12 protein-coding genes are annotated in these 10,129 nt (G+C 71.4%); 5 read left to right on the plus strand and 7 right to left on the minus strand.

What is annotated here, in order from left to right:
• Positions 1 to 7: 7 nt before the first annotated feature.
• From ADY59_RS23320 to ADY59_RS23345, 6 genes are all read right to left on the minus strand, one after another.
• The gene (locus ADY59_RS23320) at positions 8 to 304 is read right to left on the minus strand and encodes a DUF3817 domain-containing protein (RefSeq protein WP_049565468.1); all 297 of its coding nucleotides are present in this window, start codon (positions 302 to 304) and stop codon (positions 8 to 10) included.
• Between the two features lie 29 nt (positions 305 to 333).
• Positions 334 to 1,170 (minus strand): ABC transporter ATP-binding protein, encoded by an 837-nt coding sequence (locus ADY59_RS23325; protein WP_049565470.1) that lies wholly within the window; start codon positions 1,168 to 1,170, stop codon positions 334 to 336.
• Complete coding sequence (locus tag ADY59_RS23330) at positions 1,167 to 2,225, minus strand: FecCD family ABC transporter permease (protein ID WP_049565472.1); 1,059 nt, start codon at positions 2,223 to 2,225, stop codon at positions 1,167 to 1,169. The genes ADY59_RS23325 and ADY59_RS23330 overlap by 4 nt, the downstream gene beginning before the upstream one ends.
• Positions 2,222 to 3,265 carry a FecCD family ABC transporter permease gene (locus tag ADY59_RS23335; RefSeq protein ID WP_049565474.1) on the minus strand — a complete coding sequence of 348 codons (1,044 nt, stop codon included), beginning with the start codon at positions 3,263 to 3,265 and terminating at the stop codon, positions 2,222 to 2,224. Before ADY59_RS23335 ends, ADY59_RS23330 begins: the two co-directional genes overlap by 4 nt.
• A complete protein-coding gene (locus tag ADY59_RS23340) occupies positions 3,262 to 4,347 on the minus strand; it encodes an iron-siderophore ABC transporter substrate-binding protein (protein ID WP_049565476.1) in 1,086 nt (361 codons plus the stop codon). Before ADY59_RS23340 ends, ADY59_RS23335 begins: the two co-directional genes overlap by 4 nt.
• 131 nt (positions 4,348 to 4,478) lie before the next feature.
• The gene (locus tag ADY59_RS23345) at positions 4,479 to 5,252 is read right to left on the minus strand and encodes a helix-turn-helix domain-containing protein (protein ID WP_049565478.1); all 774 of its coding nucleotides are present in this window, start codon (positions 5,250 to 5,252) and stop codon (positions 4,479 to 4,481) included.
• 219 nt (positions 5,253 to 5,471) lie between these two features.
• On the opposite strand from ADY59_RS23345, the gene ADY59_RS23350 reads away from it, so the two are divergent.
• Genes ADY59_RS23350 through ADY59_RS23370 form a run of 5 tightly spaced genes read left to right on the plus strand, consistent with a single transcriptional unit; the run spans position 5,472 to position 8,827 of the window.
• Complete coding sequence (locus tag ADY59_RS23350; RefSeq protein ID WP_156325677.1) at positions 5,472 to 5,735, plus strand: hypothetical protein; 264 nt, start codon at positions 5,472 to 5,474, stop codon at positions 5,733 to 5,735.
• 4 nt (positions 5,736 to 5,739) lie between these two features.
• Positions 5,740 to 6,144, plus strand: a complete 405-nt coding sequence (locus ADY59_RS23355) for a hypothetical protein (RefSeq protein ID WP_049565484.1) — start codon at positions 5,740 to 5,742, stop codon at positions 6,142 to 6,144.
• 20 nt (positions 6,145 to 6,164) lie between these two features.
• A complete protein-coding gene (locus ADY59_RS23360) occupies positions 6,165 to 6,389 on the plus strand; it encodes a hypothetical protein (protein ID WP_197093806.1) in 225 nt (74 codons plus the stop codon).
• 36 nt (positions 6,390 to 6,425) lie between these two features.
• Positions 6,426 to 7,649, plus strand: a complete 1,224-nt coding sequence (locus ADY59_RS23365) for a radical SAM protein (protein ID WP_197093807.1) — start codon at positions 6,426 to 6,428, stop codon at positions 7,647 to 7,649.
• Positions 7,646 to 8,827 (plus strand): cupin domain-containing protein, encoded by a 1,182-nt coding sequence (locus ADY59_RS23370; protein WP_049565487.1) that lies wholly within the window; start codon positions 7,646 to 7,648, stop codon positions 8,825 to 8,827. Before ADY59_RS23365 ends, ADY59_RS23370 begins: the two co-directional genes overlap by 4 nt.
• Positions 8,828 to 8,848: 21 nt before the next feature.
• Here ADY59_RS23370 and ADY59_RS23375 read toward each other — a convergent pair.
• The coding region (locus ADY59_RS23375; RefSeq protein WP_156325678.1) for an amylo-alpha-1,6-glucosidase at positions 8,849 to 10,129 on the minus strand (1,281 nt) is incomplete at its 5' end.

Genomic DNA, 10,129 nt, shown 5'->3' on the forward strand with positions numbered 1-10,129 from the left:
TTAACGTTCAGGCGAGCTGCCGGGCGGCCGTGCGCGCCGCCATCCGCCGTTCGAACCACAGCGAGGTGAACGGGGGCACCGCGCACGCCAGGCCGAGCACCACCGCGCCCCGGCTCCAGCCCGCCTCCCGCGCCGAGAGGATCACCCCGATCCCGTACAGCACGAACAGCGCGCCGTGGATCGGCCCGAACACCTTGACCCCGAGCTCGCCGGTCTCGGTCACGTACTTGAAGAACATCCCGACCAGCAGCCCGGCCCACGAGCATGCCTCGGCCACCGCCAGGATCCGAAACCAGCGCAGCACGCTTCACCCTTTCGCCCGAATTTCCGGGCTTACTCTACAGGCTGTAGAGGATTCGGGGTGAGCTGGGGCCGGACGTGGTGGCGGCCGATGGGGAGCATCAGGGGGCGGCCGGAGACCGGGTCCTCGATGACGCGGCTGTCGAGGCCGAAGACGGCGCGGACGCTGTCCTCGGTGAGGACCTCGGCCGGGGTGCCGCAGGCGTGCAGGCGGCCGCCGGCGATCGCGATGAGGTGGTCGGCGTAGCGGGCGGCGAGGTTGAGGTCGTGCAGGATCATCACGATCGTGGTGCCGCGGCCGCGGTTCAGGTCCGTCAGCAGGTCGAGGACGTCGATCTGATGGCTGGCGTCCAGGAACGTGGTGGGCTCGTCCAGCAGGAGCAGGTCGGTCTGCTGGGCCAGCGCCATCGCGATCCACACCCGCTGGCGCTGGCCGCCGGACAGCTCGTCGACGGCCCGGTCGGCCAGCTCCGTCGTGCGCGTGGCCTCCAGCGCCGCCGCCACGGCGACGTCGTCCTCGGCCTTCCACCGGGAGAACATGCCCTGGTGGGGGTGACGGCCCCGGCCGACGAGGTCGAGCACGGTGATGCCTTCCGGCGCGACCGGCGACTGCGGCAGCAGCCCGAGCGTGCGGGCCAGCTGCTTGGCGGGCATCCGGTGCACCTCCTTGCCGTCCAGGACGACCCGGCCCTCGCGAGGCGCGAGCAGCCGCGACAGCGAGCGCAGCAGCGTCGACTTCCCGCAGGCGTTCGCGCCGACGATGACCGTGATCTCGCCGGGCGGCACCACGAGGTCGAGCGACTCGACGACCACGCGGTCGCCGTAGCCGAGCGTCAGCCCCTCGGCCGCGAGAGAGTGGGACGTGGTCAAAGCGAGCCTCCCGCCCGATGCGTACGGACGATCAGATAGATGAGATAAGGCGCGCCGAGCACGCCCGTGACGACGCCGACCGGGAAGCGGGCGTCGAAGGCGAACTGCCCGGCGAAGTCGGCGACGAGCACCAGCAGGGCCCCGACGAGCCCGGCGGGCACGAGCAGCGAGCCGCCCGCGCCGACCAGCCGGGCCGCGATGGGCCCCGACAGGAACGCCACGAACGCGATCGGCCCGGCCGCCGACGTGGCGAAGGCGATCAGCCCGACGGCGGCGACGATCACCGTGATGCGGGTGCGCTCGACGCGGACGCCGAGCGCCGCGCCGGTGTCGTCGCCGAGCTGCATCGCCGACAGGTCGTGCGCCCGCGACAGCAGGACGGGCGTGAGGACGGCCAGCGCGACCAGGGCGGGCAGCACCTGGTCCCAGGTGGTGCCGTTGAGGCTGCCGGTCAGCCAGCGCATGGCCTCCTGAAGGTCCCAGTCGCCGGCCCGGGACAGCGCGTAGGAGGTGACGCTGTCGAGGATCGCGGAGATCCCGATGCCGATCAGGATGAGTCGCGTGCCCACGACGCCGTCCCGGAACGCCAGGACGTACACCAGGAGGGCGACGAGCAGGGCGGAGACGATCGCGAGGACCGACACCTGGGTGCCCCCGAGCGACAGCGACACGATCGCGATGGCCGCCGCGGCGCTCGCCCCCGAGCTGATGCCGATGATGTCGGGGCTGGCCAGCGGGTTGCGGAGCATCGTCTGGAAGGTGACGCCGGCCAGGCCGAAGCTGAACCCGGCGACCACGGCGAGCACGCCGCGCGGCAGCCGGAGCCGGCCCACCGTGAAGGACGCCCCGGGGACCCGCTCGCCCAGGATGACGCCGAGCACGTCGCCGGGCGGGTAGAACGTCTGCCCGGCCATCAGGGTCACCGCGAACGCGGCCACGGCGAGCACCGCCAGCGCCACGGCCACCAGGAGGCGGCGGGAGGAGCGCCGGCGGCGGCCACGGGCGACGGCCTGCACCACGGACGGCCGGACGGCGGCGGGAGCGGGGGCGCTCACAGGTCACGCACCTTCTGACGGCGGACGATGTAGATGAAGAACGGGGCGCCGATCAGCGCCGTCACGATGCCGACCTCGACGTCCGCGGGGCGCGCCACCACGCGGCCGGCGGCGTCGGCGGCGGTGAGCAGCGCCGCGCCGGTCAGCGCCGAGAACGGCAGCGTCCAGCGGTGGTCCACGCCGGCCAGCAGGCGGCACGCGTGCGGGACGACGAGCCCGACGAAGCCGATCGGCCCGGCGGCGGCCGTCGCGGTGCCGCACAGCACGACGGCGCCGAGCGCGGCCGTGGCCCGGATGACGGCGACCCGCTCGCCCAGCCCGGCCGCGAGCTCGTCGCCCAGGGCGAGCGAGTTCAGCGCCCGCGCCGACAGCAGGCACACGGCGAAGCCGACGGCGAGGAACGGCAGGATCTGCCCGATGCGCTCGTAGGACGCGCCGCCCACCCCGCCGATCTGCCAGAGCCGGAAGCTGCCCGCGATGTCGTTGCGGGGCAGCACGACCGCGCTGACGAAGGACGCGCACGCCGCCGACGTGACGGCCCCGGCCAGCGCGAGCTTGAGCGGCGTCGGCCCGCCACGCCCGAGCGACCCGACCGCGTACACGAACACGGCCGACAGGGCGGCGCCCGCCATCGCGACCCAGATGTAGCCGGTCGGCGCGGTGAGCCCGAAGAACGCGACGGCGGAGACGACGGCGAGCGACGCGCCCATGTTGACACCGAGGATCCCCGGGTCGGCCAGCGGGTTGCGGGTCACGCCCTGCATGACGGCGCCCGACAGGCCGAGCGCGGCGCCGATCACCACCGCGAGCAGGGTGCGCGGGATCCGCTTGGCGACCGCCGCCTGTTCGAGCGAGGCGTCCGAGCCGCCGAGCGCGGCCCAGACGTCGGCCCAGGAGACGTCGCGCGAGCCGAGCGCGACGGAGGCGACCATGAGCGCCGCCAGGACCGCGACCACGACGAGCAGCCACAGGGCCCGCACACGCGCCGGACGCCGCACGAGGGCGGCGTCCGGCGGGCGGTCGGTGCGGACCGACGTCACTTGACCTTGTCCGCGGCTTCGGCGAGCGCCTCGACGTAGTCCTTCAGCACCCAGGAGATCGCCAGCGGGGTCGGGTTCGCGGCGGTGCCCAGCGGCTTGGTGTCGGGCAGGAGGAACACCGAGCCGCGCTCGACGGCGGGGATCTTCGACAGCAGCGGGTCCTTGCTGATCTTCGCGAGCAGCTCGCCCTTGGCGTCGCCGTACCCGACGATGATGTCGACGTCGTCGAACACGTCGATCTGCTCCGAGCTCCGCGTCAGGACGAACTTGTCCGTCCCCTTGGACGCCTCGGCGATGCTGCCCGGGATCGTCAGCCCGAGGTCCTCGAAGAACAGCGTGCGGGTGTCATGCGTGGTGTAGAAGCCGATCTGGCTCACGTCGTTGGGGTCGACGTGCGTCATGAACATGATCGACTTGCCCTTGAGCTGCGGGTGGCTCGCGACGGCCGCCTCGATCTCGCCCTCGATCCCGGCGATGAGCTTCTCGGCCTCGGCGGCGAGGCCGATGGCCTTGCTGTTGATCCGGATGATGTCGCGCCACGGCGTCGCCCACGCGGCCTCGGGGTAGGCCACGACGGGGGCGATCTCGCTCAGCGTGTCGTAGTCCTGCTGCGTCAGGCCCGAGTAGGCGGCCAGGATCACGTCCGGCTTTGTGTCGGCGACGGCCTCGAAGTCGATGCCGTCGGTCTCGTCGAACAGCACCGGCGTCTTGGCGTTGAGCTCCTTCAGGCGGTCCTCGACCCAGGGCAGGAGCCCGTCGCCGTCGTCGTCGCCGAAGTTCGCCGCGGCCATGCCGACGGGGACGATGCCGAGGGCCAGCGGCGCCTCGTGGTTGGCCCAGTTGACCGTGGCCACCCGCTCGGGCTTGGCCTCGATGGTGGTCGTCCCCAGCGCGTGCGTGATCGTCATGGGGAAGGCGCTCGCGCCGCTGCCCGCGGGCCCGGTCGCGCTCCCCGGCGCGCTCCCGGTCGCGCTCCCGGTCGTGCTCCCGGCAGGGGTCTTGGCCGGGGCGCCGCCGCAGGCCGCGAGGCCCAGCAGGACGGCCGCCGCGGCGAGGACGCGAAGGCGATGTGGACGCTTCAATCCGTACTCCACTTTCCAGAATCCGTACTCGGCGACCCTGTTAGGTAAGCCTTGCCTTGGTAACCCTAGGAGAAAGGGAGGAAATGTCGCAATAGACCATTTGAGACACCCGGTGTCGCGATCGGGACACCTCACGGCACCCGGAACGCCCCCGGGGTCAGCCCGGTCGTCCGCCGGAAGGCCGCGCCGAACGCGCTCGCCGACCTGTAGCCGACCTCCCCGGCCACCACGTCGACCTCCCAGCCCCGGGCGAGCAGCGTGACGGCGTGCCTGGCCCGCGCGGCCGCGACCCAGCGGGCGAAGCTGGTGCCCGTCTCGGCGTTGAAGGCGCGGGTGATCGTACGGGCGCTCACGCCGAGCTGGGCCGCCCACTCCGCCAGCCCCCGCCGGTCGCCGGGATCGTCGCGGACCGCGTCGGCGATCGGCCGCAGCAGGTCGGACGTGGGCAGGTGCAGCAGCAGTTCGCGCGAGGAGGGGGTGAGCACGTCGAGCACCATCGCCTCGGTCACGGCCCGCGAGCGGGCGGGCAGCTCAGGGCCGGCGAGCCGGTCCAGCAGCAGCCGGAGCAGCGGGGTGATCTCGACGCCGACCGGCGTGGCGGAGATCGGGGCCACGGCGCCGAAGCGGATGAAACCGGCGCGGCACCAGGTGCCGGCGATCGCCGAGCCGGAGTGCGGCGTGCCCGCGGGCATCCACAGGCCCAGGGCCGGGGTGATCGTCCAGACCCGCGACCCCACCACGGCGGTGGACGCGCCCCGCTCGTTCCAGAGCAGTTCGTGGAAGGGGTGGGAGTGCTCGTTCCAGACGGTGTCGCGGGCGATGACCTCGCTCCACCCCACGATCGCGGACGGCATCTCGACGGGCCCGGCCGCGAGGGCGGGCAACCTGCGGGTCTCCTTGGTCACGGCGTCCCCCTCACCTGGTACATAGGTAAGGCTTACCTTATGTCTGGCGGATGGACGAGAGCCGCGACGGACCGGTAGGGGAACGTCCCGATCGGGTGATCCCGCGACCGGCGACGCTATGAATCGAATAAAGAGGGTAAGTTTTCGGTTTTCCCCGTGGTTGTCACCGGGGCCGCAGTGGAATAGACCCCCGGAAAACACTGTGGGGAGGCGGCGGCGTTGGCGCGACATGAATTCCGCGTGGTGCTCGATTTCGAGCTCGACGAGAGCGCGGTCGGCAGGATCAACCGGGCCGTGCAGAAAGCGGTGGCGGTCGAGCTCGCGAACGTCGACCTCAGCGACAGGGCATGGATCAGCAATCCCGTCCTGGCCGCGCGCGGCGGAACCGGGGGCGGCGGGGGAACGCAGGGAATCTGGGCGGTCGAGATCTCCGCGGAGCAGATCGCGGCCGCCGGGGTCAGGATGCCGGACTTCGGGAGCTGACGCGGTGAGCGTCCACGGGGAGAAGGCCGAGGAGATCCTCTGCCCGAGCGCCCGGTGCGAGAAGGACGCGATCCTGCTGGGAGTCCTCGACGCCACCGGCCGGCTGGGATACATCCGTCCAGCTCTCAGGATCGATGACGACTTCGTGGCCGGCGCGTCCGGGGGCCGGACTCCCGAGGAGCGTTTCCGGTTCGCCCAGCCCTGCGTCGAGGGTGGCTGCAGGAACTGGACCGGCGAGCGGTGTGCGGTGATCGACGACGCCCTGGAGTCCGGCGCCGGGACCGATTCCCTGCCGGCTTGTTCGATCCGGCGGACCTGCCGCTGGTTCGCGCAGGCCGGGCTGAGTGCGTGTGCGGTATGCCCCCTGATCGTAAGAAATGTGAGAACGGCCGATCCAAGCACGGCCTGAATAGGAAAGGGGATTCCGTCATGCCGAAAACGAGTGACGAGAAAGAATCCAGAGGCAAGCCGACGCTGTCCACCGAAGGTCGTAAGATCCTCGGGGAAAGCATCCTGAACGGAATCATCGCGCCCGGCGAGGTGATTTCCGGCTCCTTCGACTACAACCAGCACGGCGGCAATTACACGCAGCGGGGCGGCGGCAGCTACAACCAGAGCGGCGGCGGGAACTACGACCAGGCCAGGCTGCAGTAGGCCCGCGCGGTGGTGGACAGGGTCGTGGACAGGGTCGTGAACAGGGTCGCGGACGGGGCGGTCCGGGCGGCGTGGAGCCCGGCGGAGCCGGGCTCCATCGAGGCGCTCCAGGTCGTCTACAAGGTGGCCGAACGATGCAACATCAACTGCACGTACTGCTACTACTTCAACATGGGCGAGGAGACGGCCTTCGACAGGCCGTCGATCGCCTCGATCGACGTCACGGAGGCGCTGGCCCGCTGGATCGCCCAGGGCTGCGAGGAACTGCGCATCCCTTACGCGAAGGTGGCCTTCCACGGAGGCGAGCCGACTCTCATCGGGGTCAAGAGGTTCGGTGAGGCGTGCCGGCGGCTCCGCGAGATCATCGAGCCGGTCGCGACCGTCCTGCTGAGCATCCAGACGAACGGGACGCTGCTCGACGAGCAGTGGATCGAGACCTTCGCCGAGCACGGCGTCGCCGTGGGCGTCAGCATCGACGGGCCGCAGGCGGTGAACGACCGCTTCCGCCTCGACCGGCACGGTCGTTCCAGCTTCGCCCGGACGGAAGAGGCCATCCGGCGGCTCGTCGAGGCCCATGGTGCCGGGCATCCGCTGCCGTCGACCGTCAGCGTCGTGCACAGCGGGAACGACTATCGCGCCGTCTACCGCTACCTGCGGGAGCTGGGCGTGCTGGACATGACTTTCCTGCTTCCCGACAGGAACGCCGACGACCTCGAGTTCATCTCCTCGGGAGCGGCCAAGCAGTACGGTTCGTGCCTTTCGGATCTCTTCCATGAATGGCTCAGCGAGGACAACACGGACGTCCACCTCCGCTTCGTCGACCGGCTGCTCGACCACTTCCGGCCGGACGTGGCCCCCGGCCAGGCGTTCCTGCGTCCGCGCAAGGAGAACCAGGTGGTCATCGCGCGCAGCGACGGCACCGTCGCGATCGACGATACGTTCATCCCCGCACTGGGCTGGTACACGGGGACGCCGGTGCACTCCACCGCCGGCAGCACCCTGCGCGAGTTCCTCGCCGAACCGGTCTTCCGGGAGGTCGAGGAGATCTTCAACACGCTGCCCGCCGGATGCGCCGGGTGCCGGTGGCGGCACGTCTGCCGGGGCGGCGACCTGGAGAACCGCTTCTCCAAGCGAAACGGGTTCGACAACCCGTCGGTGTACTGCGACGCCTACAAGGTGATGTACCAGTTCGTGTGCGACGAGCTGGTGCGCAACGGCTACCCCGGTGACCTGATCACGGCGAAGTTTGGGGACGCATGACCGTCGAATACTCTCTGGCCCACCTGCTCCAGCCGCTCACGGTGGAGACCTTCCTGGAGAAGGTGTGGGGCCTCACGCACTACCACGTCGAACGAGGCCGCCAGGACTACTTCGGCGGCCTGTTCGGCGCGGCCGCGGTCGAGGACGTCCTGGAGATCGTCCGGCCGGAGCCGTCGGCCGTCACGGTCGTGCGGGAGGACGAGCACAGGAGCCCCGACTCCTACCGGTTCGCCGACGGCACCGTCGACCTCGTCCGCGTCCGCAACGACTTCGCCGACGGCCACACGATCGTGCTCAACGGCGTCGAGCGCTACGTGCCGGCGATCGCCGCGCTGGCCCACGGCATCGAGATCGAGCTGAACTTCGAGACCCAGGTCAACGCCTACGTCACGCCTCCCGGATCGCAGGGCTTCCTCCCGCATTACGATGATCACGACGTGCTGATCCTCCAGATCCAGGGATCCAAGACCTGGCAGGTCTACAGCGACGCCGACGTGCCACCCCGCAAGATGCGACGCCGTGAGGCGGTCGTCGCGTCCGGCCTCCCACGTCCGACCGGCCTGCTCCTGAACGCGGGCGACGTGCTCTACCTTCCGCGCGGCCGCGTCCACGCCGCCACGGCCAACGCCGAACCGTCCATCCACCTGACCGTCGGGATCCACGCGCCGACCGTGCTGAAGCTCATCACCGAGGCGCTCGATTCGCTGAGCTACCGGGACGACCGGGTCCTCGCCCAGTTGCCGCCGCGGCATGTCGATGACGTGGGCGTACGCGCGAGCCTCGGCGACCTCGTACGCGACCTGGCCAGGATGCTCGAGGAGCCGGGCGTCATCGCCGAAGGGCTCGGCGCCCTGGGCGACGCCCTGGTCCGGCGCGGCCGATGCCGGCCCGTCGGGCAGCTCGTCCCCAACGCCGTCGAGGCGCCCCTGATCGACGGGCGGACGCGGGTGGTCAAGTACCGGCCGCTCTACTCGCGCGTGCTGACGATGGCGGACGGCGTCGCGCTGCAGTTCGGGCAGTCGCTGGTGAGCGCCGACGCCGGTCATCGGGCCGCGATGCTGTTCCTGTCGGGGAACACCGAACCGTTCGAGGTGCGCGACCTGCCGGGGCTGTCCGAGGCGCAGCAGACCGAGCTGGCCCGGACGCTCGTCGTGGACGGGTTCCTCGTGCGGGTGTGACCGGCACCCGGGGGAAGCGGGTCAGCTGGTGCACGCGAGGTCCAGGAACAGGGCGGCCGACCAGCCGAAGCCGCTGGTCGCGCGGCCCGCGCGGCGGCCCGTCACCGGGTTCCAGTACTCGTAGAGCCCGCCGCCGTCGCGGACCATGGCCAGCGTGCGCTCGCGCAGCTCGGCGGCCGTGCGGGGGTGTCCGGAGCGGCGCAGGGCGTCGACGAGGAGGTAGTTGACGTTCAGCCAGACCGGGCCGCGCCACATCGCGTCCGGGTCGAACCGGGGGTCGTCGAAGGCGACGGTGGGCACCGGCCGCGCGCCCCAGAAGGCCGGCGACGTCAGGTCCGCGACGAGCCGGTCCGCGATCTCCCGGGGGAGCCGTCCGGTGATCAGCGGCATGAGCTCCAGCGGCGTGCGCACGTCCACCTCGCGCCCGCCCACCCTGGTGACGAAGCGGCGGCCGTTCCAGCGGCGGGCGATCATGAGGTCCACCAGCGCCTGCGCCCTGGCCCGCCACGGGCCGGGATCGCGGCCGAGCACCGCGGCGATGTCGCCGAGGCGGTCGTACTGCAGAGCCAGGTAGGCGTTCAGGTCCGGCGGTTCGGCGCGCGGGCCGTGGTCCCAGATCGGGCTGTCGTCGAGGCCGGACGAGTACGGGTGGAGGTATTCGGCCAGGCCGTCGCCGTCCGGGTCGGAGCGGGTGAACCACCACTGCTGGGAGCGGACGAGCGGTTCGAACACCTCGGCCAGGAAGGCGGGGTCGGGGTCGGCCTCGTGGATCTTCCACACGGCCCAGGCGGTGAGCGGCGGCTTGGTGACGGGGACGACGGCCCGGTCCGGCTCGCCGCCGACGTGCCGGGCCAGCCTGGCCAGGTCGGAGCGGGGCAGGTCGGTGGTCTCGGAGAGGACGCCGTGGTCGTGCACCACGTCGGGGATCAGGCCGTCGGGGCGCTGGTGGTCGAGCAGGATGCGGATCTGCTCCCTGGCCAGGGCGGGGTCGGCGTGCCTGAGGGCGATGGCGTGGAAGTAGGAATCCCAATTCCATAAGCCGACATATCCGTACTTGGAGGGGATGAGCGATTCCCTGCCCCGGATGGGCACCAGGTTCACGGCCAGTGTCCACCACGCCTGCTCGGCGCGTTCCCGCAGGCCGGGCGGCACGGCGGGCATCCGCTCGAACCACGTCCGCCACCGCGCCCCCGCCTCCTCCAGCACCGCCACCCCACCGGGGGAAGGCACAGCAGGGAAACCCCCGGCCATGCCGGGGGTTTCCCTGCTGTGCCGTCCCCTGGTGGGGCGGGGGGGCTGGAG

The organism is Nonomuraea sp. SBT364 (genome assembly GCF_001083785.1).
Lineage (GTDB): Bacteria > Actinomycetota > Actinomycetes > Streptosporangiales > Streptosporangiaceae > Nonomuraea.